The sequence below is a fragment of the Streptomyces sp. NPDC054866 genome (assembly GCF_053610745.1).
In genome coordinates this window covers 29,507-55,356 of the sequence record NZ_JBSGZA010000007.1, presented here as the reverse complement: position 1 = coordinate 55,356, position 25,850 = coordinate 29,507, and the positions used below count along the sequence as shown (strand labels likewise).

The window sequence follows — 25,850 nt, the reverse complement described above, 5'->3', positions numbered from 1 at the left end:
GCGCGGACAGCTTGTCCGGGGTGAGCGTGGCGCGGCGGCTCTTGCTGTTCGACAGGAACACCCCGAGCTTCACCTCACTCCCGTCCGGGAGGGTCTCTACGTGGTTCCTGGGGACGGTCAGGGACCCCGTGCGGCTCGTACTGCGTCAGGGCCTGGATGCTCCGCTCGAAGGCACTCGGGGTCGCCGCGGGCGGTCAGGCTGCTCTTCGTGCCGCGTCGTGCAGGTGCTTGACCATCCAGAACTCCTCGACGCGTGCGCCGTCCCCGGTCATCGCCGTGACCAAGGAGCTGAGGATGTCGGGGAGCCCGTCCGCCTGGGTGGGCAGATGGGCAGCGACGCACTGGGCGAGGACACCGAAGACGATGGCCTGGCGGAAGGCAAGGTGGGAGGGGCGTTCCCACTCGGGTTCGAAGTCGCCCGGCTCGCTGCTCAGCAGCGCGCGAGCCTGGGGGAGCACCTGGTCGTGTGCGGCAGTGAGGTCCTCGCGCAGCCGCACTCTCGCGTCGGCCGGGAGGGTGGCGGCCGTAAGTGCTGCTACGGCCAGGGGGTGTTCGCGCAGGTGGGCATGTGCGAGGGCCAGGTCCAGGGCGTGGTGCCGCATCGGTTTCAGCAGCGAGGGTCCCAGGCCGGCCAGATAGCTGATGAAGGGCTCCCGCTTGAGCAGGGGCGAGTCAATGAGTCCCTGTCCCAGCAGGTACTGAGGCACCCGCGTGATCTCCACAGCGCGGTGCGGGCCGTGTACCCAGGAGTTGTCGAAGCGCGCACCGGTCGCGCGCTCGACAGCCGCCAGACCGGTGCCCCACAGATGGTCGTCGTCCAGATTCAGGCCTTCCAGCAGGGGCTGCCAGGCGTCGGGGCGGGCGCCGAATGTGTCCTCGGGCGTGATCATTTCGAAGGCGGAGGAGATCAGTCCGTCCTCGGCCAGGCTCAGTTGGGAGACCGCGTTGACGTTCCAGAAGGCGCTGGCGGTGCGGCCGTGCCTGGAGAGCGGGCGCAGCACCTCCTCGCGCGACCCTTGATAATTGTTGTTCTCCACGACGATGACGGCAGGTCCTGACCGGGAGACCAGGATGAGATCGCTCTCGTAGTGCTCGCGCAGTTCCTCCAGTCGCAGGGGGCGCCACTGCTCGGGGTTGCCGCCGAAGAGCCGGATGACAGCGTCCTCGTCACCGCCGTGCACGGCCGTGAACGTGGCTGCCTGCTCAAGTCCTAAATCGGCGAGGAGGCCCTGAAGGTGCTGGGGTGAGGTCATGTGGGGATTGTCGTCTGCGCCACTGACAGTCGGGGCCCGGTCCCATCGAGCGCGCGGTCACGACCTCGACAGGAAGGTAGCGGCGGCACTTTTCAGACGCCGTCTCCAACCTTTGATCCGGAGGTTCCGAGACGGTGTCTGAGCGGCTCCTATGCAACGAGGTCCCGGTGAGGGGTGGTTTTCGGGTCCCTCACCACGCCGCGGGGAGTTCAACGATGCCCTGGATGGTGTCGTCCCAGGGCTTGACAGGGATACGGCCCGGTTCGCCCGCCAGCCGCAGCTCGGGCGGCCGTGTTCTCGGGGCCATGCCCGGTACGGACTTGGGCGGAATCTACGGCGGACCACCGTGAGCCTGCTCGGCCTCCTGGTAACGCTTCACCAAGAGCGGGTCCATCACGGTGGACCCCGGGCCGAAGAACTTGCCGAACCGCTCACGGTACTGGTGGAACCAGTGCGGCCGCTCGGACAGGAAGAAGACGTCGTGCAGGGCGATGGCGCGGATGGCGAACAGGGGCAAGGGTGCCTTGCTCACCGCGAAGCGGGGGTTGCGTGCGGCCGTCACCTCGCAGTTCTCGTGGAACTGGCCGATCATGAGCCCCTGTGCCACGAAGGCGTCCTTCACCCGGGTATGGGCCTGGTCGAGCAGTCCGGTGTCCTCACTGCGCAGGTCGGGAAGTGCGACCACCATGGCCCGTAGCATGGGATTGCGGCCCTGCCAGGTCGTCAGTTCGTACTCTCGCAGGCTGCTGCGGGCGATCTCCTCGATCAGCTCCAGGGTCGGCGCGTGGCCGGCCAAACGCAGGCGGATCTCCATCGTCCGGTTCTTGCGCGAGGGGGCCACGAAGGGACAGATGGGCCCCGAGCGGCTGATCTCCGGATGGCTCGCTGAGATGTACTCGGTCAGCCATTCCTCGACCGTCTCCAGCGCGGACGTGAAGTCGACCAGGGATGCCGTGGACGTCATGACGCACCGGTCAGTTCGGCGACGCGGTCGACGGCTATGCGTGCGAGCCGCTGGATCTCCGACTCGTCCGGGACACGGGCGTTGACGAAGGTGAGAATGTCGTCCTTCGCGACGATCACCCAGGCGGTCTCGATGCGGAAGTGGTCGACGGTGGACAGCCACCGCACCACAAAGCCGCCGTCTCCCAGCTCGACAGGTCCCAGATCCACTCTCGAGATGTCGAGCTGCACGCCGTCGTTGAGTTCCATCCGGTACTGCGCGCAGGCGTGCACCGCGTCGAAGAGCTCCTGGTAGATCTGCCGGCAGGTCCCGTTGCCGAACTGGGTGACATGGTGGAACACCACCGATCCCACGACGTTCGTGAACAGCGCGGAGGCGTGGTGCACCGTCTCGGGATGCGTGCCGTGCGTGAGCATGTTGGTCAGGTCGACGATGGCCCGTCCCGACTCGTCGCCGGAGACGAAGACGGGATCGTAGGCGGCGCTCGGCTCCTCGCCGTAGAACGACTCCTCGAGGTCCTCCTCCCGTAACAGCAGCTGCTGGAATGCGGCGTCGTCCATCGAGGTCTCCTATCGGCGCACGAGGCTCAGCGGGCGCATGTCGGTCCAGTGCTTCTCGACGTAGGCGAGGCAGGTCTGGCGGTCGCTCTGGCCGAGCGCGACCGTCCAGCCCGCGGGCACCTCGGCGAACGAGGGCCACAGCGAGTACTGGCCCTCGTTGTTGACGAGCACCAGGAAGGTGCCGTCCGGATTCTCGAAGGGGTTGCTCATCATCGCTCCCTGCGCAATGCGGTATGCGGTCGGATGGGGGGGCCAGGTGTGCCGGTCAGTGCTCCTGCGCGACCCTGGTCACATAGCTGTGTATGCCGTCGATCGAGGTGAATTGGGCCATGTCGTCGAACTGCGGCTCGATGACCACACCGTGCCGCTCCTCCAGGACGTGTTGAAGGACCACCAGGGTGAAGGAGTCGATCACCAGCTCGGCGTCGTCGGTCAGCTCCTCGGGCGGCCCGAGTCCCGCGTTCTCGGTCAATATCGCCCTGAGGTCGTCTTTCGAGATCATCGGTCCCCCTGTGCCCGCGAGGGCGATTCCGACAGGACGCGTCCGTGCATCAGCGCACGGTCGCGGATCAGCTTCCCCATCGAGTTCCGCGGCAGCAGTCGCGTGACGTGGAACCGCTTGGGGACCTTGACGGGGCTGAGCCGCTCCCGGCACCAGACCGTCAACTCGTCCGCGCCGACGGCGGGATCGGCGCCCACGAACGCCTCGATGGCCTCTCCGTGCGTCACGACGGCCTCTGTCACCCGGTCGTGGGCCAGGAGGACGTTCTCGACTTCCGTGAGGTCGACCTTCAGTCCGCCGATCACGGTCAGCGAGTCGGCCCGGCCGAGCATGCTGAGCACCCCGGTCGCGGGGTCCTGCCGGACCCGGTCGTAGGTGCGCAGCCAGCCGTCCGTATAACGGTCCGCGTGCTTGCCGTACAGATACGGCGAGTGGTCGATCCGCACATACAGCTCCTCGTCGACGACCTTGACCTCGGCTCCCGGCACCGGGAGCCCCAGCTGCGGAGGGACGGACGTGCCGGACAGGTCACCCGCGATCAGTCCGATCTCGGTCAGTCCGTAGACCGGGCTGATCGGCAGGCCGAAGTGTGCACGGAAGTTCTCGTACGTCTCCTGCGGCACCCGCTCGCCGCCGGACACCGCGAGGCGCAGTGCGGGCAGTTGGGGCCGGTCGGCGACGCGGGACAGCAGGTCGTAGTGGACGGGCGTTCCGTAGACGGCGGTCGTCCCGGTGGCCGCCATGAGCCTTACGACCTCGGCCGGGCGCAGCGTCGGCGGGATGATCAGCGTCGCCCCGGACGCGAGCGCGTGCAGCACGCCGCTGACCAGGCCCATGTTGTGCATGACCGAGTTCAGCAGCATCACCCGGTCGTCGGCGCCGGGGATTCCGGGGAGGGCGGTGTGCCGGTCGATTTCGGCCAGAACGGAGTCGGCGGGTCGGCCGATCACCTTGGGCCGGCCGGACGAGCCCGAGCTGAACTGCACCAGTCGTATGCCGTCGACGGCGGTCCGGCCGTCCGGAAGAGGGCGGACCGTGAAGTCCGACTCCTGACGGAATCCGGCCACCGGTCCTCCGGCGCCGGCCGCGGCGACGAGGTACTGCGGCCGCACCAGCTGGGCCAGCGGTTCGTACTCGGCCGGTTTCAGCCGGAAGTCGACCAGGACCACCTGCGCCCCACGGCTCCACAGGGCCAACAGCACCTGAATATAAGTGAAACTCGGTGTCATCCTCAGGAGAACCGAGCTGCCTTCGCCGATTCCCTGGTTCCGGAAACGATCCTCAAACTCGGCTACCGCGCTGCGTAACTGTCCCCGGGTGATTGAAGCGCTCGAAACGGCCCACGGGTCGCCGTCCGCGCCGCGGTTCAGCAGATGACTCACCCACTGCGTTTTCGCCATACGGGTTTCCTTCTGTGAAACAGCCTCGGGAAACGTGCGATCGGCATTTATGGACGGTGAAGCTAACACCGCCGAGAAACGGCGGGCAAGAGCCGTCGATCAAGGCGAACCACCTCGCGAGCGACGCGCCGGTCCGGCGCCGGTCGCCGCACCGGCAGGGCGCCGCCTGCGGGAAAGGACTCCGTCCGGCGTGTGGCGAGCATCGGTCACGCCCCGCAGCAAGCACGGGCGGCGGGCCTTCACCAGCCGATCCAGGGGCAGTTGGCCGCCAGACCGCATCGGCGGGCACCGCGGCCGATGCCGGGCGTGCTCGGGGGTCCCGCCGGGTTGTCCCGCGTGTCCCGCCAGCGGGACACGGCCCGGACATGCACGTGGCATAGCCGATTGATCTCCTTGACCCTCCGGATCTCCCAGGGTTAGGTTTCCCTCTGTCGAGTTTTCCGGTCGGTTACGTCCGGCTCCTGTACACATACGGCGATCCACGTCGCTCCGACAACGGGGTTCGCCGTTTCACTTCTGCGCGATCGAAATTGACGACGCGTTTTCCAGGACATTGTGAGTTTTTCATTCCTGCCTCTCCGGCCGTCCGCGCGGGGGAATTCTCGGAGGTGGAGACTTGTCCGTCAGTGTCGGCACCACGCTGCCCATAACGGCTGCGCAACGCGAAATATGGATCGCCGAGCAGCGGCTGGGGAGAGGGAATCGAGTCTTCCGGGTGGGGGAGTACCTGGAGGTCCACGGAGGCGTGGACCCGGAGCTTTTCGCGCAAGCCCTGAGACTCGTCGTCGCCGAGGCGGAGGCGCTGCACGTCCGCTTCGTCGAGGAAGGTGACGAGGTCCGGCAAGCCCTCCAGGAGCCTGCTGGCTGGCCGCTCGCGGTCATCGACCTGAGCGCGGAGCCGGACCCCGAACAGGCCGCCCGCGACTGGATGGACACCGCGGTCGCCCGGCCCATGAACCTGACCGAGGACCGGCTGTTCGAGTACGCGCTCCTGAAGCTGAGCGCCGACCGCTTCTGGTGGTACCAGGGCTACCACCATGCCGTGATGGACGCCTTCGGGTCTTTGCTGATCACACGCCGGGTCGCCGACGTCTACACCGCACTTGCCCGAGGCGGCCCGGTGGGAGCGAACCCATTCGGCACGCTGTCCGACCTGATCACGACCGAACAGGCATACCAGGCTTCGGAGCAGTTCGCCCAGGACAGGGCATACTGGACGGAACGCTTCGCTGACCACCCGCAGCCGGCAGGAATCGTCGGCAGGCCGTCGACCACGCCGGAGCGCTATCTCCGGCACACCACCGCATTGGAGCCGGCGGAACACACGGCACTGCGCGACGCGGCCCGCCGGGCCCGCGCCCCCTGGTCGCACCTGGTCATCGCCGCCGCGGCCCTCCACGTCCACCGGACGACCGGCACGGCCACCGTCGTCCTGGGCTTGCCGGTGACGGCGCGCCTCACCCAGGTGGAGCGCCGCACACCCGGCACGGCCGCCAACGTCCTACCACTCCGGCTCACGCTACGACCGGAGCTGACACTCGGCGAACTCCTCACCCAGATCGGCAAGCGCGTGCGCGAACTGGGCGGCCACCAGCGGTACCGAGCCGAGGACATCCAGCGCGACCTCGCACTGCCCGGCCGCATGGGGACGTGGTACGCACCGGTCGTCAACGTCATGTCCTTCGACTACGCGATCACGTTCGCCGGACTGCCGACCACCGCGCACAACCTCACCTCGGGCCTGGTGGGCGACCTCACCCTCGCCGTGTGGGACCGACGGGACGGCGCCGGGCCGGCCGTCGACGTTAACGCCCACCCCGAACTGTGCACGCACGACGAACTGGCCATTCACCACCGGCGTTTGCGCACGGCCCTGCGAGCGGTCACGGCTACGGATCCCTCCCGGCCGATCGGGCGGATCGATCTGCTGTGTGTGGAGGAGCGGGCGGCTGTGCTGGCGGTGCCTGGGGTTGTTGTGCCGTCGCGGGTGACGTTGCCGGAGTTGTTCGAGGCGCGGGTGGCGGCGGCGCCGGGTGCGGTGGCGGTGGTGTGGGAGGGGTCCTCGCTGTCGTACGGGGAGTTGAATGAGCGGGCGAACCGGTTGGCTCATGAGTTGGTGGGTCGTGGTGTGGGTCCGGAGGACGTGGTGGCTCTGGCTCTGCCTCGGAGTGCGGACCTGGTGGTGGCCGTTCTGGCGGTGTTGAAGGCGGGTGCGGCTTACCTCCCTCTTGATCCGGCTTATCCGGCTGCTCGTGTGGCTCACATGGTTACCGATGCCCGGCCGGCTCTTGTGCTGACGACGAGCGGGCACTGTGCCTCGGTGGGGACGGCGAGCGGGGCGCCTGTGTTGCTGTTGGACACGCTGGACGTGACGGATCGGTCCGCGGACAACCCGGTCACCGCACTCGCGCCCGATCATCCCGCGTACGTCATCTACACCTCCGGCTCCACCGGCCGACCCAAAGGCGTCGTCGTCGCCCACCGCAACGTGGTGCGGCTCTTCGATGCCACCCGGAAATGGTTCGGCTTCGGCCCCGACGACGTGTGGACGCTGTTCCACTCGTACGCCTTCGACTTCTCCGTCTGGGAGCTGTGGGGAGCACTGCTGCACGGCGGCCGGCTGGTCGTGGTGCCCTACGAGGTCAGCAGGACGCCCGGCGCCTTCCTTGACCTGCTGGCCGATCACGGCGTCACCGTCCTCAACCAGACACCGTCGGCCTTCTATCAGTTGGCGCAGGCCGACGCCGACTCCTCACCGCCGAGCCGCGGACTAGCCCTGCGCACCGTGGTGTTCGGCGGCGAGGCACTCCAACCGTCCCGTCTCGCCGACTGGTACCTGCGCCACCCCGACGACACGCCGACCCTGATCAACATGTACGGCATCACCGAGACCACGGTCCACGTGACGTACCAGCCGCTGTCCCAGGAGCGAGCAACCGCCGCGGCGGCCAGCGTCATCGGCGTCGGTATCCCCGACCTGCGGACGTATGTGCTCGGTCCGGGGCTGGAGTTGGTGGCGCCCGGGGTGGTGGGGGAGCTGCACGTCGCGGGGGCCGGTGTGGCCCGCGGCTATCTGAACAGGCCCGGCCTGACGGCCGAGCGGTTCGTGGCGGATCCGTACGCGTCTGAGCCGGGCACGCGGATGTACCGCACCGGTGACCTGGTGCGGTGGAACCAGGACGGCGAGCTGGAGTTCGTCGGCCGCGCCGACCACCAGGTCAAGATCCGCGGCTTCCGCATCGAACCCGGCGAGATCGAGAACGTGCTGACCAACCACCCCGACATCGCCGAGGCCGCGGTGATGGTCCGCGAGGAGCAGTCCGGCGATGCCCGCCTCATCGCTTACGTGGTGACACGGGGAGCCCTCCGCACCGAGGACGTACGGGAGTTCACGCGGGACCGGCTGCCCGACTACATGCTGCCGGCCGCCGTCGTCGTACTGGACAGCTTGCCGCTGACAGCCAACGGCAAGCTGGACAAGGCGGCGCTCCCGGAGCCGGACTTCACCGTGCCAAGGTCGGGGCGGGAGGCGCGCACGCCGCAGGAGCAGATCGTCTGCGATCTGTTCGCGCAGGTGCTGGGGCTGCCGCGGGCCGGCGTGGACGACGACTTCTTCGAACTCGGCGGCCACTCGCTGCTGGCCACCCGTCTCATCGCCCAGATCCGCGCCGCGTTCGGGGTCGAGCTGGAACTGCGTGCGCTGTTCGACGGGCCGACGCCGGCCGCGGTGGCGGCATTCCTCGACACCGCGGGACCCGCTCGGCCGCCCCTGACGGCGCGGGAACGCCAGCCGGCCCTGCCCCTCTCGTCCGCCCAGCGGCGGCTGTGGTTCCTGCACAAGATGGAGGGGCCGAGCGCCACCTACAACATCCCCCTCGTCGTACGGCTGACCGGCACGTTGGACGGTGACGCGCTGCGGGCCGCTCTCGGTGACGTGGTGGCCCGGCACGAGAGTCTGCGGACGGTGTTCCCCGAGGGCGACGGCACCTCTTACCAGCACGTCCTCGACAGTGTGAGCGTGGAGTTGCCCGCCACCGACATCACCGAGGCGGAGCTGCCGGACGCCCTGAAGTCGGCGGCCCGGCACGCCTTTGACCTGGCAGCCGAAATCCCCCTCCGCGCCGAGTTGTTCACGGTGTCCGAACACCGACACGCGCTGCTGCTGGTCGTGCATCACATCGCGGGTGATGGGTGGTCGCTGGGCCCGCTGGCCGCCGATCTGACGCGTGCTTATACGGCGCGGGTGGAGGGGCGGGTGCCGGAGTGGTCTGCGTTGCCGGTGCAGTATGCGGACTACACGCTGTGGCAGAACGAACTCCTTGGCGACCAGGACGACCCGGAGAGCCTGTTCGCTACGCAGATCGCTTACTGGACCGAGGCGTTGGCGGGCCTGCCGGATCAGCTGACGCTGCCTGCGGACCGTCCGCGTCCCGCGGTGATGACGTATCGCGGTGATTACGTCACGGTTGACATCGATGCGGATCTGCATCGGCGGTTGTCGGATGTGGCGCGGGCGTCGGGTGCGAGTTTGTTCATGGTGTTGCAGGCGGGGCTCGCGGCTTTGCTGAGCCGGTTGGGGGCGGGTGAGGATGTTCCGGTGGGCAGTCCGGTGGCCGGCCGCACTGACCAGGCGCTGGATGAGCTGATCGGGTTCTTCGTCAATACGCTGGTTCTGCGCACGGACACGTCCGGTGATCCGAGCTTCGCCGAGCTGATCTCTCGGGTGCGGGAGCGGAGTCTGGCTGCCTACGCGCACCAGGACGTCCCCTTCGAGTACCTGGTCGAGCTCATCAACCCGACCCGGACCCTGTCGCATCATCCGCTCTTCCAGGTCATGCTCGCCCTGCAGAACGCGCCCGAGACCGAGCTCGACCTTCCGGGGCTGCAAGCCAGGGTCGAGTTAGGCAGGACGGGTACGGCGAAGTTCGACCTGTTCTTCAGCCTCGCCGAGCGGCGCGGGGAGGGCGGCGAACCGCAGGGGATCACCGGTGCCGTCGAGTACTCCAGTGACATCTACGACGCACCCACCGTCCAGGCCCTGTTCGACCGTTGGTTACGGCTGCTGGACGCGGCCGTGACCGATCCCGCCCGTCCGCTGGCCGACATCGACATCCTCACTCCTGACGAACACGGGCGTGCCGTAGTCGGCTTCAACGACACGGTGCATGCCGTGCCGGATGCCTCTCTGGGTGAGCTGTTCACACGTCAGGTGGCTGAGACGCCTGATGCTCCGGCGGTCACCGACGGCGCCGCCACGCTCACGTACGCACAGCTCGACGCGCGTGCCAACCATCTCGCGCACGAGGTGATCGGCAGGGGAGTGCGGCCCGGTGACGCGGTCGGTGTTCTTGTGGAGCGTTCGATCGAGACGGTCACCACGGTCCTTGGCCTGATGAAAGCCGGCGCCGTCTACGTGCCCCTCGACGCCCGCTATCCGGCCGACCGCATCCGCCATGTCCTGGCCGACACCAGCGCGCGCCTTCTGATCACCGACGAACGGTCGGTTCCGGAATCAGGTGCCGAGGCCGTGGAGTTGCTCCACATTTCGTCTTCTCGGGCCTTCACGTCCGACCCCGGTGATCCCGGGGTGGGCGTGCGGTCGGGGGATGCGGCGTATGTGATGTACACCTCGGGTTCGACGGGTGCGCCCAAGGGGATCGTGGTGACGCACGGCAATGTCGCTGCTCTGGCTCGGGACCCGCGTTTTGACCGCTCGGCGCATCGACGCGTCCTGCTGCACTCGCCGGCCGCGTTCGACGCCTCCACCTACGAGCTGTGGGTGCCGTTGCTGAGCGGCGGGACTGTCGTCGTGGCACCGGCGGGAAATCTCGATGCCCCGACCCTGCACCACACCATTACCACCCAGGGTGTCACCGCGTTGTGGCTGACCAGTTCCCTGCTGAACGTGATCACCGAGCACGCTGCGGACGCTCTGTCGGCTGTACGGGAAGTGTGGAGCGGCGGCGAGGCTGTTTCCGGGGCCACGGTGCAGCGCCTGCACGAGGCCTGCCCGGCGCTGACGGTCGTGGACGGCTACGGCCCCACGGAGACCACCACGTTCGCCACCCACCACCCCGTCCCGCGCCCCTACAGCGGCAGTGCGACGGTGCCGATCGGCCGTCCCATGGCCAACACCCGCGTCTACGTCCTCGACGCACACCTGCGGCCGGTCGCGCCGCAGGTGACGGGCGAGCTGTACATCGCCGGGGCAGGCCTCGCCCGCGGCTACCTGAACAAGCCCGGCATGACCGCCGAACGGTTCGTCGCCGACCCCTACGGTCCCGAGCCCGGTGGCCGGATGTATCGCACCGGTGACCTCGTGCGTGCCAACGCCGACGGTGATCTGGAGTACATGGGCCGGGCCGACCAGCAGGTGAAGGTCCGCGGCTTCCGTATCGAACCCGGTGAGATCGAGAGCGTCCTGACGGATCATCCGGCGATCGCCCAGGCCGCCGTGGTCGCCCACCACGACCAGCCCGGCAGCACCCGCCTGATCGCCTACGTCGTCCCCGACACCGGCGAAACACCGGCAGACTTACGTGAGTTCGTGCGGCAGCGGCTGCCCGAGTACATGGCGCCGTCCACGTACGTCACCCTGGACCGGCTGCCGTTGACGGCCAACGGCAAGCTCGACCGGGCCGCGCTGCCCGAACCCGATCAGGGCGCGCGGGCGGATGTGCCGCGCCGTGAACCGCGGACCGAGCGCGAGCGACTGATGGGGACGCTGGTCGCGCAGGCCCTGGGCGTGGACGAGGTCGGGCCCGACGACGACTTCTTCGCGCTTGGCGGGGACAGCATCGTCTCGATCCGGCTGGTCAGCCTCGCTCGCTCGGCGGGTGTCGGACTCGCGGTCCGGGACGTCTTCGAGCAGCGGACCGTGGCCGGGCTTGCCGAGGTCGCCGAGGAACTGGCCGTGTCGGCACCCGACACGGACGACTCCGGCGTGGGAGGGATGGAACCGACCCCGATCATGCGTTGGTTCGAGGCGCGGGGCGGCGACATCGACGCGTTCCACCAGGCGATCCTGCTGGAGGTGCCGGCCGAGCTGCGCCAGGACCACCTCGTCGCGGCCGTGCAGGCACTCGTGGACCACCACGACGCGCTGCGGTTGGCCCGGACACCGAGCGGTCAGGACAACGGGGCGTGGTCGCTCGAGGTGGGTCCGGCGGGGTCCGTGTCGGCCGCGGATCTGGTGGACCGTGTCGAGACCGCCGGCGCCGCCGTCGACGCGACGCTGGTCCGCGCACAGGCGGAGGCGGCGTCCGCCCGCCTGTCGGCCGAGCGTGGTCTGCTGGTTCAGGTGGTCTGGTTCGATGCCGGCCCGGCCGAACGGGGCAGGCTGCTGATCGTCGTCAACCATCTCGTCGTCGACGGGGTGTCCTGGCGGATCCTGCTTCCCGATCTCATCGCCGCCTGCGAGGCCGTCAGGGGCGGTCGTCCCCCACGGCTGGACCCGGTGGGCACTTCCCTGCGCCGCTGGGCGAGTCTCCTCGAGGTCGAGGCCCGGCAGCCGGCCCGCACCGCCGAGGCGGCGCTGTGGACCGAACTGCTCACCGCGGCTGACCCACCGCTGACCACTGGCCGGCTCGATGCCACGCGGGACACCGTGGGCCGGGCCCGTGAGCTCACGCTCTCCCTGCCACCCGAGGTCACCACCCTGCTCCTGACGACGGTGCCCACGGCCTTCCACGCGAAGGTCGACGACGTCCTGCTCGCCGCGCTCGCCCTGGCGGTCGCCCACTGGCGCCGGACCCACGCACGCGGGCGACACACGGCTCTCCTCGTGGACGTGGAGGGACACGGGCGCGAGGAGATCGTCGAGGGCGCGGACCTCTCGCGCACCGTGGGGTGGTTCACCTCGCTGTATCCCGTCCGCGTCGACCCCGGCCCCCTGGCGTGGGACGAGGTCGTCGACGGCGGGCCGTCGCTCGGACAGGCCCTGAAACGGGTCAAGGAACAGGTCCGCTCCCTGCCCGACCGGGGCGTCGGCTACGGCCTGCTGCGGCACCTCAATCCCGAGACCGGGCCGGAGCTGGCCGGGCTCGCCGTACCGCAACTCGGATTCAACTACCTCGGCCGGTTCCCCTCGGCGGGCGCCCCGGTGGTCCCCGGCCGGCCGGAATGGACCGTGGCCGCCGAGACGGGCCTGCTGAGCGGCGCCGACCCGGCGACCGCGCTGGCGCACGGGCTCGAGGTGAACAGCATGGTCCGCGACGCCCCGGGCGGGCCGGAACTGGAGGCCGTCTGGACCTGGGCGCCGGATCTCTGGCGCGAACGGCACGTCCGAGCCCTGGCCGACCACTGGTTCCGAGCGATCCGCGGACTGGTCCGGCACGGCGAGCGCTCCGGCACCGGCGGCCACAGCCCCTCGGACTTCCCCCTGACCGAACTCAGCCAGTACGACATCGAGCAGCTCGAAGCAGCGTGGAGGGTGCAGAAATGACGTCGTCGGGCCTTGAAGACATCCTCCCGCTCTCCCCGATGCAGGAGGGGCTGCTGTTCCACTCCCGCTACGAGCAGGTCGGCGCGGACGTCTACGCGGTGCAGCACGTCTTCGCCATCGAGGGCGCTCTCGACGCGGCGCGGCTGCGGGCCGCCGTGCTCGCGCTTGTCCAACGGCACCCGAACCTGCGCGCCGGTTTCCGGCAGGTGGACTCGGGCCGGACCGTACAGCTGATACCACGTCAGGTCGACGTTCCCTGGGACGAGTTCGACCTGTCGCCCCTTGCCGATGCCGACGCGGAGGCGGAGCTGGCCCGGCTCGCCGCAAAGGAGCACGCCCGCCGGTTCGACCTGGCCGAGCCGCCCCTGCTGCGCTTCTCCCTGGTGCGCCTGGCCGCCACACGCCACCGCCTCATCATGACCACCCACCACATCCTGCTCGACGGCTGGTCGACGCCACTGCTCGTGCGCGAGCTGACCACGCTGTACGACAGCCAGGGCGACGCCACCGTGCTGCCCCGAGTGGCCCCCTACCGGCAGTACCTGGGGTGGCTCACACAGCAGGACCAGCCGGCGGCGGAGGCCGCATGGCGGGAGGCGCTCGGCGGACTCGAACAGCCGACGCTGCTCACCCCGGTGGATCCGGGCCGCCCCGGACTGATGCCGGAGCGGATCACGGTGGAGCTGGGCGAGGACCGCACGGCAGCGCTGGCCGACTGGGCGCGCCGGCACGGGGTGACCCTGAACACGGTGCTCCAGGCCGCCTGGGGGCTGGTGCTGAGCCGGCGCACCGGCCACGACGACGTCGTGTTCGGGGCCGTCGTGGCAGGGCGCGACCCTCAACTGCCCGGCGTCGAGAGCATGGTGGGTCTGCTCATCAACATGGTGCCGGTGCGGGTGTCCCTGGACCCGGCGCAGTCACTGCTGACCACCGTTCAACAGGTGCAGAGGGCGCAGTCGCGGCTCACCGGGCACCACCACCTCGGGCTCGCCCGCATCCAGCAACTGACGGGGCTTGGCGACCTCTTCGACACCTCTCTGGTCTTCGAGAACTACCCGTGGGACGAACCCGGCGAGCGGCCGGAGACCGGGCTGCGGATCACCCCTGACCTGGGCCGCGGGCGGGACGCGACGCACTATCCACTGACCCTGATCGCCGCCCCTGGCCGCCGTCTGTACCTCCGCCTGGACTACCGCGACGACCTGTTCGACCGGGCGACGGCCACCCGGTTCGTCGACCGGCTGATCCAGGTGCTCGACCTCGTCGTCACGGATCCCTCCCGGCCGATCGGGCGGATCGATCTGCTGTGTGTGGAGGAGCGGGCGGCTGTGCTGGCGGTGCCTGGGGTTGTTGTGCCGTCGCGGGTGACGTTGCCGGAGTTGTTCGAGGCGCGGGTGGCGGCGGCGCCGGGTGCGGTGGCGGTGGTGTGGGAGGGGTCCTCGCTGTCGTACGGGGAGTTGAATGAGCGGGCGAACCGGTTGGCTCATGAGTTGGTGGGTCGTGGTGTGGGTCCGGAGGACGTGGTGGCTCTGGCTCTGCCTCGGAGTGCGGATCTGGTGGTGGCCGTTCTGGCGGTGTTGAAGGCGGGTGCGGCTTACCTCCCTCTTGATCCGGCTTATCCGGCTGCTCGTGTGGCTCACATGGTTACCGATGCCCGGCCGGCTCTTGTGCTGACGACGAGCGGGCACTGTGCCTCGGTGGGGACGGCGAGCGGGGCGCCTGTGTTGCTGTTGGACACGCTGGACGTGACGGATCGGTCCGCGGACAACCCGGTCACCGCACTCGCGCCCGATCATCCCGCGTACGTCATCTACACCTCCGGCTCCACCGGCCGACCCAAAGGCGTCGTCATGCCCGCGGGTGCGCTGGTGAACCTGCTGGAGTGGCACCACGAGGCGGTCGGCGGTGAACCCGGCACGAGGACCGCGCAGTTCACGGCCATCAGCTTCGACGTCTCCGCGCAGGAGATGCTGTCGGCCCTGATGTACGGCAAGACCCTGGCGATCCCGGACGAGGACGTCCGGCGGGACGCGGCCCGGTTCGTCGAGTGGCTGGACGAGCACGGAGTGGAGGAACTGTTCGCGCCCAACCTCGTGCTGGAGGCCGTCGCCGAGGCCGCCGTCGAGCAGGGACGCGCGCTGCCCCGGCTGCGGACCATCGCGCAGGCCGGTGAGGCCCTGACGTTGAGCCGCGTCGTCCGCGAGTTCCACACCTCGGCACCAGAGCGCGTGCTGCACAACCACTACGGCCCCACTGAAACCCACGTGGTCACGGCCCACACCCTGAGCGACGACCCCGACAGCTGGCCCCTCACCGCGCCGATCGGCGGTCCCATCGCCAACACCCGGGCCTACGTGCTGGGTTCGGGGCTGGAGTTGGTGGCGCCCGGTGTGGTGGGGGAGCTGTACATCGCGGGATCCGGTGTGGCCCGCGGCTACTTGGGCAGGCCCGGTATGACGGCCGAGCGGTTCGTGGCGGACCCGTACGCTCCCGAGCCCGGTGCTCGTATGTACCGCACCGGAGACCTGGTGCGGTGGAACCAGGACGGCGAGCTGGAGTTCGTCGGCCGCGCCGACCACCAGCTCAAGATCCGCGGCTTCCGCATCGAGCCCGGCGAGATCGAGAACGTCCTCACCGAGCACCCCCACATCACCCAGGCCGCTGTAGTCGCCCGCGAAGAACAGCCCGGCAGGACCCGGCTGGTGGCCTACGTCGTGGCGCGGGAGACCCTGCGGCCCGAGGAAGCAAGGGAGTTCGTGCGCGAGCGGCTGCCCGAACACATGGTGCCCTCGGCCGTCGCACTCCTGGACAGCCTGCCGTTGACGGCCAACGGCAAGCTGGACCGGGCCGCCCTGCCCGCGCCGGACTTCACGCCGACCGGATCCGGACGGGAGGCACGCACACCGCAGGAGCAGATCGTCTGCGATCTGTTCGCGCAGGTGCTGGGGGTGCCCCGGGTCGGCGTGGACGACGACTTCTTCGAACTCGGCGGTCACTCGCTGCTGGCCACCCGTCTGATCGCCCGCATCCGGGCCGCCTTCAGCGTCGAGATCGGCCTGCGCACGCTCTTCGAGGCACGGACGGCGGGCGCGGTCGCGGCCCGGCTCGACACCGCCGGGCCCGCACGGCTCGCCTTGACCAAGCAGCAACTGCCCGACGCAGTGCCCCTGTCGTTCGCCCAGCGGCGGCTGTGGTTCCTGCACAAGATGGAGGGGCCGAGCGCCACCTACAACATCCCACTGACTCTGAGGCTGAGTGGTGAGTTGGACGGTGACGCGCTGCGTGCCGCCCTCGGCGACGTGGTGGCCCGGCACGAGAGTCTGCGGACGGTGTTCCCCGACGCCGACGGCACCTCCTACCAGCACGTCCTCGACAGCGTGAGCGTGGAGCTGCCCGCCACCGACATCACCGAGACGGAGCTGCCGGACGCCCTGAAGTCCGCGGCCCGACACCCCTTCGACCTGACGACCGAAACCCCCCTGCGTGCTGAGCTGTTCCGCCTCGCCCCCGACCGCCACGTCCTCGTCCTGGTCCTGCATCACATCGCGGGTGACGGGTGGTCGCTGGGCCCGCTGGCCGCCGATCTGACGCGTGCTTATACGGCGCGGGTGGAGGGGCGGGTGCCGGAGTGGTCTGCGTTGCCGGTGCAGTATGCGGACTACACGCTGTGGCAGAACGAACTCCTTGGCGACCAGGACGACCCGGAGAGCCTGTTCGCTACGCAGATCGCTTACTGGACCGAGGCGTTGGCGGGTCTGCCGGATCAGCTGATGCTGCCTGCGGACCGTCCGCGTCCGGCGGTGATGACGTATCGCGGTGATTACGTCACGGTTGATATCGATGCGGATCTGCATCGGCGGTTGTCGGATGTGGCGCGGGCGTCGGGTGCGAGTTTGTTCATGGTGTTGCAGGCGGGGCTCGCGGCTTTGCTGAGCCGGTTGGGGGCGGGTGAGGATGTTCCGGTGGGCAGTCCGGTGGCCGGCCGCACTGACCAGGCGCTGGATGAGCTGATCGGGTTCTTCGTCAATACGCTGGTTCTGCGCACGGACACGTCCGGTGATCCGAGCTTCACCGAGCTGATCACGCGGGTGCGGGAGCGGAGTCTGGCCGCCTACGCGCACCAGGACGTCCCCTTCGAGTACCTGGTCGAGTTGCTCAATCCGACCCGGACCCTGTCGCACCACCCGCTCTTCCAGGTCATGCTCGCCCTGCAGAACGCGCCCGAGGCGAGCTTCCGGCTTCCCGGTCTGACGATCGACGTCGCTCCCGGACGGACCGGGACGGCGAAGTTCGACCTGTTCTTCAGCCTCGCCGAGCAGCGCGGCGCCCACGGTGAACCGCAGGGCATCACCGGTGCCGTCGAGTACTCCAGTGACATCTACGACGCGTCCACCGTCCAGGCCTTGTTCGAGCGGTGGCTGCACTTCCTCGACATCGCCACCACCCACCCCGACCAGCCCCTCAACCACATCGACATCCTCACCCCCGACGAACACGGGCAGCTGCTCGGCACCTGGCTGGAGACCGAGACCGAGATCGGCGAGAAGCTGCTGCCGGTCCGCTTCGCTGAGCAGGCCGCCGCCACCCCGGACGCCGTGGCCCTGATCGCCGGGGACACCTCCCTGACGTACGCGGAGCTGGACCGCCGCGCCAACCGCCTCGCACACGTCCTGCTGCGCCGGGGCGCGGGTCCGGACCAGATGGTCGCGCTGGCTCTGCCGCGTTCGGCCGAGCTGGTGGTCGCCCTGCTGGCCGTGCTCAAGAGCGGCGCCGCGTACCTGCCGCTGGACCCGGACCACCCGGCCGGCCGCCTCGCCTACGTACTCGAGGACGCACGGCCCGCGCTGTTGCTCACCACGCTGTCGACGGACTCCCGTATGCCGAGCGGTGGTTCGGCGGAACGACTGGTGCTGGACTCCCCGGACGTACACGCACTGCTGGCCGCCTGCCCCGACACCGACCCGGCCGAGACCGGCCAGGCAGGGCCGCCGGCCCCCGAGGCCGCCGCGTACGTGATCTACACGTCCGGCTCGACCGGTCGTCCCAAGGGCGTGGTCGTACCGCACGCGCCGCTGCTCAACTTCCTGCAAGCAATGCGGCGCAAGGTCCCGCTCCGGACGGGGGAGCGGTTGCTCGCGGTCACCACGGTGGCGTTCGACATCGCCGCGCTGGAGCTGTACCACCCGCTCCTGTCGGGCGCCACCGTCGTCCTCGCCCCCAAGGAGGCCGTCCCCCAGCCGTCCGCCGTGCTCGACCTGATCGCCCGGCACGGCGTCACGGTCGTACAGGGCACCCCCTCGCTGTGGCAGCTCTTGGTGGCGCACGAGCCGGAGGCGCTGCGGGGCCTGCGCATCCTGGTCGGCGGTGAGGCGCTGCCCACCCCCCTCGCCGAGTCGATGCGCACGCTCACCGACGGCCTGACCAACCTGTACGGCCCCACCGAGACCACCATCTGGTCGACCGCCGCAGACCTGGCCGGCGGCGCGGGCGCACCGCCGATCGGCCGGCCGATCGCCAACACGCGGACCTATGTGCTGGGTTCGGGGCTGGAGTTGGTGGCGCCCGGTGTGGTGGGGGAGCTGTACATCGCGGGATCCGGTGTGGCCCGCGGCTACCTGAACAAGCCCGGCTTGACGGCCGAGCGGTTCGTGGCGGACCCGTACGCTCCCGAGCCCGGTGCTCGTATGTACTGCACCGGAGACCTGGTGCGGTGGAACCAGGACGGTGAGCTGGAGTTCGTCGGGCGCGTCGACCACCAGGTCAAGATCCGCGGTTTCCGCATCGAGCCCGGCGAGATCGAGGAGGTCCTCACCGACCACACGGACATCGCGCAGGCAGCCGTCGTCGTCCGCGAGGACCAGCCGGGTGACACCCGACTCGTCGCCTACGTCGTCGCCGACACCTCGGCGCGCGACCACGAGGAGGCTGTGGAACAGGACCAGCTCAGCGAGTGGCAGAACCTGTACGACGCCGTGTACACCGTTGCGGAGCAGACGGCCTTCGGCGAGAACTTCGCCAGCTGGAACAGCAGTTACGACGGCCGACCGATCCCGCTGCCCGGGATGCGGGAATGGCGTGACACGACCGTCGACCGCATCCGGTCCCTGCGGCCGCGCCGCGTCCTTGAGATCGGTGTCGGCACCGGCCTGCTCCTGGCCCGGCTGGCGCCCGAGTGCGAGGAGTACTGGGGTACGGACTTCTCCCACACCGTCATCGACGAGCTTCGGCGGCACGTCGACGCCGATCCCGTCCTGGCCACCCGGGTCCACCTCCGCACCCAGCCCGCTCACGACTTCGGCGACCTTCCGCAGGGCCACTTCGACACGATCGTGCTCAACTCCGTGGCCCAGTACTTCCCGAACGCCGGCTACCTGGAACAGGTCGTCCACCACGCGCTCCGCGCCCTTACCCCAGGTGGCGCCCTGTTCCTGGGTGATCTGCGTAATCCGCGGTTGCTGCGGACCTTCGCCTGCGGTGTGCAGGCGGCGCGTGCGGAGGACCCGAGCGACACGGCCGCGATCCGCCGTGCCGTTGAGCAGAGCCTGGTGCAGGAGAAGGAACTCCTTGTCGACCCCGAGTACTTCAGCGCCCTCGCCCACCACGTCCCCGACCTGGCGGGCACCGACATCCAGCTCAAGCGCGGCACCGCCCACAACGAACTCACCCGCTACCGCTACGACGCCACCCTCTATAAGACCGGCATCACCACCCGGCCCCTCGACGACGCCCCCACCCGACCCTGGCTCGCTCACGCCGACGCCCAAGCCAACCTCGCTGATCTGAGGCAGCAGTTGGCTATCGAACGGCCTGCGGAACTTCGCCTGACCGGCGTCCCGAACCCCCGCCTCGTCCACGAACTCGCCGTGCGGCGGGCCCTCGAAGACGGCGCACCCCTGCCCGACCGCCCCACCGCTTCACCAACCGGCCTCGAGGCCTTCCACACCCTGGGCGACGAGCACGGCTACTGGACCGGCGTCACCTGGAACACCCAGGACACCGACGCTGTGGACATCGTCTTCGTCGACCGGAGCCGGCTGTCCGGCCGCGCCCCCGTCGGCACCTACGCCGCGCTCCCCACCAGCGCCTCCACCGCACCCCTGTCCACGTGGGCGACCGACCCCGCCGCCCGCCGCGGCACCGGTGCCCTGGTCACCAAGCTCCGTGAGCACACCCGTGACCATCTGCCCGACTACATGGTCCCGTCGGCCATCGTTCCCCTCGACCGGCTCCCCCTGACCGCCAACGGCAAGCTGGACCGGGCGGCCCTGCCCGCGCCCGAGTTCGCGTCGGCCGGATCGGGGCGGGGGCCACGCACGCCGCAGGAGCAGATCGTGTGCGATCTGTTCGCGCAGGTGCTGGGGCTGCCGAGGGCCGGCGTGGACGACGACTTCTTCGACCTGGGCGGGCACTCGCTGCTGGCCACCCGTCTCATCGCCCAGATCCGTGCCGCGTTCGGCGTGGAGCTGGAGCTGCGTGCGCTGTTCGAGGGCCCGACGCCGGCCGCGGTGGCGGCACTCCTCGACACCGCCGCCCCCGGACGCCTGGCCCTCACCGTCCGCCGGCGACCCGAGGTCATGCCGCTGTCCTTCGCCCAGCGCCGGCTGTGGTTCATCCACAAGATGGAGGGGCCGAGCGCCACCTACAACATCCCACTGGCTCTGAGGCTGAGTGGTGAGTTGGACCGTGACGCGCTGCGGGCCGCTCTCGGTGACGTGGTGGCCCGGCACGAGAGTCTGCGGACGGTGTTCCCCGAGGCCGAGGGGGTTCCCTGCCAGCAGGTGCTGTCACCCGAGGCGGCCGTCCCGCACCTCGCCGTCCACCTCACGACCGAGACGGAGCTGCCGGACGGACTGAAGTCAGCCGCCCGCTACGCCTTCGACCTGGCGACTGAAACCCCGCTGCGCGCCGACCTCTTCGAACTCTCGGCGCAGGAGTACGTACTGCTGCTGGTCGTGCATCACATCGCGGGTGACGGGTGGTCGCTGGGCCCGCTGGCCGCCGATCTGACGCGTGCTTATACGGCGCGGGTGGAGGGGCGGGTTCCGGAGTGGTCTGCGTTGCCGGTGCAGTATGCGGACTACACGCTGTGGCAGAACGAACTCCTCGGCGACCAGGACGACCCGGACAGTCTGTTCGCTACGCAGATCGCTTACTGGACGGAGGCGTTGGCGGGTCTGCCGGATCAGCTGATGCTGCCTGCGGACCGTCCGCGTCCGGCGGTGATGACGTATCGGGGTGATTACGTCACGGTTGATATTGATGCGGATCTGCACCGGCGGTTGTCGGATGTGGCGCGGGCGTCGGGTGCGAGTTTGTTCATGGTGTTGCAGGCGGGACTCGCGGGTCTGCTGACCCGGTTGGGGGCGGGTGAGGATGTTCCGGTGGGCAGTCCGGTGGCCGGCCGCACCGATCAGGCGTTGGATGAGTTGATCGGGTTCTTCGTCAATACGCTGGTTCTGCGCACGGACACATCGGGTGATCCGAGCTTTGCCGAGCTGATCTCTCGGGTGCGGGAGCGGAGTCTGGCTGCCTACGCGCACCAGGACGTTCCCTTCGAGTATCTGGTCGAGCTCATCAACCCGGCCCGTACCTTGTCGCATCATCCGCTCTTCCAGGTCATGCTCGCCCTGCAGAACGCGCCCGAGGCGAGTTTCCGGCTTCCCGGTCTGACGATCGATGTCGCTCCCGGACGGACCGGGACGGCGAAGTTCGACCTGTTCTTCAGCCTCGCGGAGCAGCGCGGTGCCCACGGTGAGCCGCAGGGCATCAGCGGTGCGATCGAGTACTCCAGTGACATCTACGACGCGTCCACCGTCCAGGCCTTGTTCGAGCGGTGGCAGCACTTCCTCGACATCGCCACCACCCACCCCGACCAGCCCCTCAACCACATCGACATCCTCACCCCCGACGAACATGGGCGTGCCGTAGTCGGCTTCAACGACACGGTGCATGCCGTGCCGGATGCCTCCCTGGGGGAGCTGTTCACACGTCAGGTGGCTGAGACGCCTGATGTTCCGGCGGTCACCGACGGCGCCGCCGCGCTCACGTACGCACAGCTCGACGCGCGTGCCAATCGTCTTGCGCACGATGTGATCGGCAGGGGAGTGCGGCCCGGTGACGCGGTCGGTGTTCTTGTGGAGCGTTCGATCGAGACGGTCACCACGGTCCTTGGCCTGATGAAAGCCGGCGCCGTCTACGTGCCCCTCGACGCCCGCTATCCGGCCGACCGCATCCGCCATGTCCTGGCCGACACCGGCGCCACGCTGGTGGTGACGGGCGACGCGTCTCAGCCGCAACTCCCGGCGGATACGGCAGACGTGTTCGTCATCGACTCCGCACCTGGGGGAGAGGAGCAGCGCGAAGCGCCTGGGGTGGGTGTGCGGTCGGGGGATGCGGCGTATGTGATGTACACCTCGGGTTCGACGGGTGCGCCCAAGGGGATCGTGGTGACGCATCGCAATGTCGCCGCTCTGGCTCTGGACCCGCGTTTTGACCGCCAGGCACATCGATGCGTCCTGTTGCACTCGCCGGCCGCGTTCGACGCCTCTACTTACGAGCTGTGGGTGCCGTTGTTGAGCGGCGGGACCGTTGTCGTGGCCCCGGCTGGGGACTTGGACGTCCCCGCCCTGCACCACGCCATCATCTCTCAGCGTGTCACCGCGTTGTGGCTGACCAGTTCCCTGCTGAACGTGATCACCGAGCACGCTGCGGACGCTCTGTCGGCTGTACGGGAAGTGTGGAGCGGCGGCGAGGCTGTTTCCGGGGCCACGGTGCAGCGCCTGCACGAGGCCTGCCCGGCGCTGACGGTCGTGGACGGCTACGGCCCCACGGAAACGACCACGTTCGCCACCCACCACCCCGTCCCGCGCCCCTACAGCGGCAGCGCGACGGTGCCGATCGGCCGTCCCATGGCCAACACCCGTGTCTACGTCCTCGACGCACACCTGCGGCCGGTCGCGCCGCAGGTGACGGGCGAGCTGTACATCGCCGGGGCCGGTTTGGCCCGCGGCTACCTGAACAAGCCCGGCATGACCGCCGAACGGTTCGTCGCCGACCCCTACGGTCCCGAGCCCGGTGGCCGGATGTATCGCACCGGTGACCTCGTGCGTGCCAACGCCGACGGCGATCTGGAGTACATGGGCCGCGCCGACCAGCAGGTGAAGGTCCGCGGCTTCCGTATCGAACCCGGTGAGATCGAGAACGTCCTGACGGATCATCCGGCGATCGCCCAGGCCGCCGTGGTCGCCCATCACGACCAGCCCGGCAGCACCCGCCTGATCGCCTACGTCGTCCCCGACACCGGCGGACCGACGGGGGAGGAGGAGGAGCGGGACCAGATCGGCGAGTGGCGGGATATCTACGACTCGCTGTACTCGGCGCCCGGTTCGACGCTGGGCGAGGACTTCTCCGGCTGGAACAGCAGTTACGACGGCGAGCCGATCCCGCTGCCCGAGATGCGGGAGTGGCGTGCGGCCACGCTCGAGCGGGTCAGGGCGCTCAAGCCCGGCCGTGTCCTGGAGATCGGTGTCGGCACGGGTCTGCTGCTGTCCGGACTGGCGCCCGAGTGCGTGGAGTACTGGGGCACGGACTTCTCCCCGGTCGTCGTGGAGGAGCTGCGGCGCCATGTCGACGGTGACCCCGAGCTGGCTCGGCGGGTGAGGCTCCGGGTGCAGGCCGCCCACGAGCACGGCGACCTTCCGCAGGGCCACTTCGACACGATCGTGCTCAACTCCGTGGCCCAGTACTTCCCGAACGGCGGATATCTGACGCAGGTCGTCGAGCAGGCCTTCCATCTGCTCGCGCCCGGTGGCGCCCTGTTTCTCGGTGACTTGCGTAACCCGCGGTTGCTGCGGACCTTCGCCTGCGGTGTGCAGGCGGCGCGTGCCGAGGACCCGAGCGACACGGCCGCGATCCGCCGTGCCGTTGAGCAGAGCCTGGTGCAGGAGAAGGAACTCCTCGTCGACCCCGAGTACTTCAGCGCCCTCGCCCACCACGTCCCCGACCTGGCGGGCACCGACATCCAGCTCAAGCGCGGCACCGCACACAACGAACTCACCCGCTACCGCTACGACGCCACCCTCTACAAGACCGGCGTCACCACCCGGCCCCTCGACGACGCCCCCACCCGACCCTGGACCCGTGACCTGGGTGCCCTTGCCGATCATCTGGGCAGCGCGCGGCCCGACCGGCTGCGCGTCACCGGGGTACCCCACGCGCGCATCGCGGCCGACTTCGCCGCACAGCGCGTGCTCGAGTCCGGGACGGCACCGGACGTCCGGGACACGGCCGGGGTCGATCCGGAGGACTTGCACCGTCTGGGCGAGAAGTACGGCTACTGGACGGCGGTCAGCTGGAACGGGCACGACCCGGCCGCCCTCGATCTCACGTACGTCAAGCGCGAACTGCTTGGCGAGGGAGTGCCCGTCGGTGCCTACGCGCCCACGGGTGCGGCTGGCCCCGGCACCCCGCTCTCCTCCTGGACCACCAGCCCGGCCACCGGTCGGAGCACCGGCGCCCTGCTCATGGCCGCCCGGGAGCACCTGCGTCGTCGGCTGCCCGAGTACATGCGCCCAGCCGCCATCGTTCCGCTCGACCGGCTGCCGCTCACCTCCAACGGCAAGCTCGACCGTGCCGCGCTTCCTGCGCTCGAACCGGAGCGTGCCGACATCGGGCGGGCGCCGGCCACCCCGCAGGAGCAGGTGGTGTGCGAGCTGTTCGCGGAGGTCCTGGGCCGACCGGTGGTCGGTGTGAGCGAGGACTTCTTCGACCTGGGCGGGCACTCCCTGCTGGCCACCCGGCTGATGGCCAGGCTGCGCGCGGCCTTCGGTGTCGAGCTGGGCGTGCGGAGCCTGTTCGAGGCGCCGACACCGGCGGGCATCGCGGCCCGGCTCGACGTCGACGACGCCGACGGCTCGTACGAGGTGATGCTGCCGCTGCGTACCGGGGGCAGCAGGCCGCCCCTGTTCTGTGTCCATCCGGGCGGGGGCATCAGCTGGTCGTACAGCGCGCTCATCAAGCACCTGGAGCCGCAGTACCCGCTGTACGGCATCCAGGCGCGCAGTCTGGCCCGGCCGGAACCGCGGCCGGCCAGCATCGAGGAGATGGCGGTGGACTACGCCGACCAGATCCAGCGGGTGCAGCCGCACGGGCCGTATCACCTGGCCGGCTGGTCGTTCGGCGGGCTGTGCGCGCACGCGCTGGCCGCGGAGTTCCAGCGGCGCGGCGAGCCGGTGGCGCTGGTCGCGGTGCTCGACGTGATCCCCGACTGGCAGGGCCTCACCCACGCCGACGTGCCCGCCCCGGACGACCGGGTGACGCTGCTCTATCACGTGGGTCTGGTCGACGGCGGCAGTCACCACGACGACGGGGAGATGACCTTCGCCAAGGCGCGGGAGATCCTGCGCCGCCAGGGCAGTGTGCTGGCCAATCTGGAAGAGGACCGGCTCACGACGATCACCGAGATCTCGGCGAACAACACCCATCTGACGGTCGACTACCGGCCCGGCCCGATCGACGGGGACCTGCTGCTGATCGCCTGCTCGGAGGAGCAGGACCCGCCGGTGACCGCCGAGGCCTGGCAGCCGTACGTGCGCGGCTCCGTCGAGGCCCATGTGGTGCCCGGCGACCACGGGGCGATGCTGACCCGCCCGGACACGCTGGCCGAGATCGGCCGCATCCTCTCGGCAAAGCTCCACGACCTCACCGGCGACGAGTGACTTTCGCGGGCT

The 25,850-nt window shown here is 69.5% G+C and carries 8 protein-coding genes; 2 read left to right on the top strand and 6 right to left on the bottom strand.

Translation table 11 applies throughout. The annotated features are described in order from the left end of the window. Positions 1-194: 194 nt before the first annotated feature. The 6 genes from ACWGI2_RS31100 to ACWGI2_RS31075 all read right to left on the bottom strand — a co-directional run bounded on the left by ACWGI2_RS31100 (position 195) and on the right by ACWGI2_RS31075 (position 4,679). Complete coding sequence (locus tag ACWGI2_RS31100) at positions 195-1,253, bottom strand: DUF6461 domain-containing protein (RefSeq protein WP_453698953.1); 1,059 nt, start codon at positions 1,251-1,253, stop codon at positions 195-197. Between the two features lie 331 nt (positions 1,254-1,584). Next, positions 1,585-2,217: a DUF6875 domain-containing protein gene (locus ACWGI2_RS31095; RefSeq protein ID WP_453400437.1), complete on the bottom strand. Its 633-nt coding sequence runs from the start codon at positions 2,215-2,217 to the stop codon at positions 1,585-1,587. After that, on the bottom strand, positions 2,214-2,777 hold the full coding sequence (locus tag ACWGI2_RS31090; RefSeq protein ID WP_453400438.1) for a hypothetical protein: 564 nt from the start codon (positions 2,775-2,777) through the stop codon (positions 2,214-2,216). The genes ACWGI2_RS31095 and ACWGI2_RS31090 overlap by 4 nt, the downstream gene beginning before the upstream one ends. Positions 2,778-2,786: 9 nt before the next feature. Beyond that, the gene (locus tag ACWGI2_RS31085) at positions 2,787-2,987 is read right to left on the bottom strand and encodes an MbtH family protein (RefSeq protein WP_453400439.1); all 201 of its coding nucleotides are present in this window, start codon (positions 2,985-2,987) and stop codon (positions 2,787-2,789) included. 55 nt (positions 2,988-3,042) lie between these two features. Beyond that, on the bottom strand, positions 3,043-3,279 hold the full coding sequence (locus ACWGI2_RS31080; protein WP_453400440.1) for an acyl carrier protein: 237 nt from the start codon (positions 3,277-3,279) through the stop codon (positions 3,043-3,045). Next, the gene (locus tag ACWGI2_RS31075; protein WP_453698952.1) at positions 3,276-4,679 is read right to left on the bottom strand and encodes a class I adenylate-forming enzyme family protein; all 1,404 of its coding nucleotides are present in this window, start codon (positions 4,677-4,679) and stop codon (positions 3,276-3,278) included. The genes ACWGI2_RS31080 and ACWGI2_RS31075 overlap by 4 nt, the downstream gene beginning before the upstream one ends. 616 nt (positions 4,680-5,295) lie before the next feature. On the opposite strand from ACWGI2_RS31075, the gene ACWGI2_RS31070 reads away from it, so the two are divergent. Together ACWGI2_RS31070 and ACWGI2_RS31065 are read left to right on the top strand one after the other, a co-directional pair. Next, positions 5,296-13,122, top strand: a complete 7,827-nt coding sequence (locus ACWGI2_RS31070; protein ID WP_453698951.1) for an amino acid adenylation domain-containing protein — start codon at positions 5,296-5,298, stop codon at positions 13,120-13,122. Next, on the top strand, positions 13,119-25,838 hold the full coding sequence (locus ACWGI2_RS31065) for an amino acid adenylation domain-containing protein (protein WP_453698949.1): 12,720 nt from the start codon (positions 13,119-13,121) through the stop codon (positions 25,836-25,838). The genes ACWGI2_RS31070 and ACWGI2_RS31065 overlap by 4 nt, the downstream gene beginning before the upstream one ends. The last annotated feature ends 12 nt before the right edge of the window (positions 25,839-25,850 follow it).

Bases quoted from the DNA above. Each gene is read 5' to 3' on its own strand.
- ACWGI2_RS31085 (WP_453400439.1), bottom strand. From the start codon at position 2,987: ATGAGCAACCCCTTCGAGAATCCGGACGGCACCTTCCTGGTGCTCGTC.
- ACWGI2_RS31095 (WP_453400437.1), bottom strand. From the start codon at position 2,217: ATGACGTCCACGGCATCCCTGGTCGACTTCACGTCCGCGCTGGAGACG.
- ACWGI2_RS31100 (WP_453698953.1), bottom strand. From the start codon at position 1,253: ATGACCTCACCCCAGCACCTTCAGGGCCTCCTCGCCGATTTAGGACTT.
- ACWGI2_RS31065 (WP_453698949.1), top strand. From the start codon at position 13,119: ATGACGTCGTCGGGCCTTGAAGACATCCTCCCGCTCTCCCCGATGCAG.
- ACWGI2_RS31090 (WP_453400438.1), bottom strand. From the start codon at position 2,777: ATGGACGACGCCGCATTCCAGCAGCTGCTGTTACGGGAGGAGGACCTC.
- ACWGI2_RS31075 (WP_453698952.1), bottom strand. From the start codon at position 4,679: ATGGCGAAAACGCAGTGGGTGAGTCATCTGCTGAACCGCGGCGCGGAC.
- ACWGI2_RS31080 (WP_453400440.1), bottom strand. From the start codon at position 3,279: ATGATCTCGAAAGACGACCTCAGGGCGATATTGACCGAGAACGCGGGA.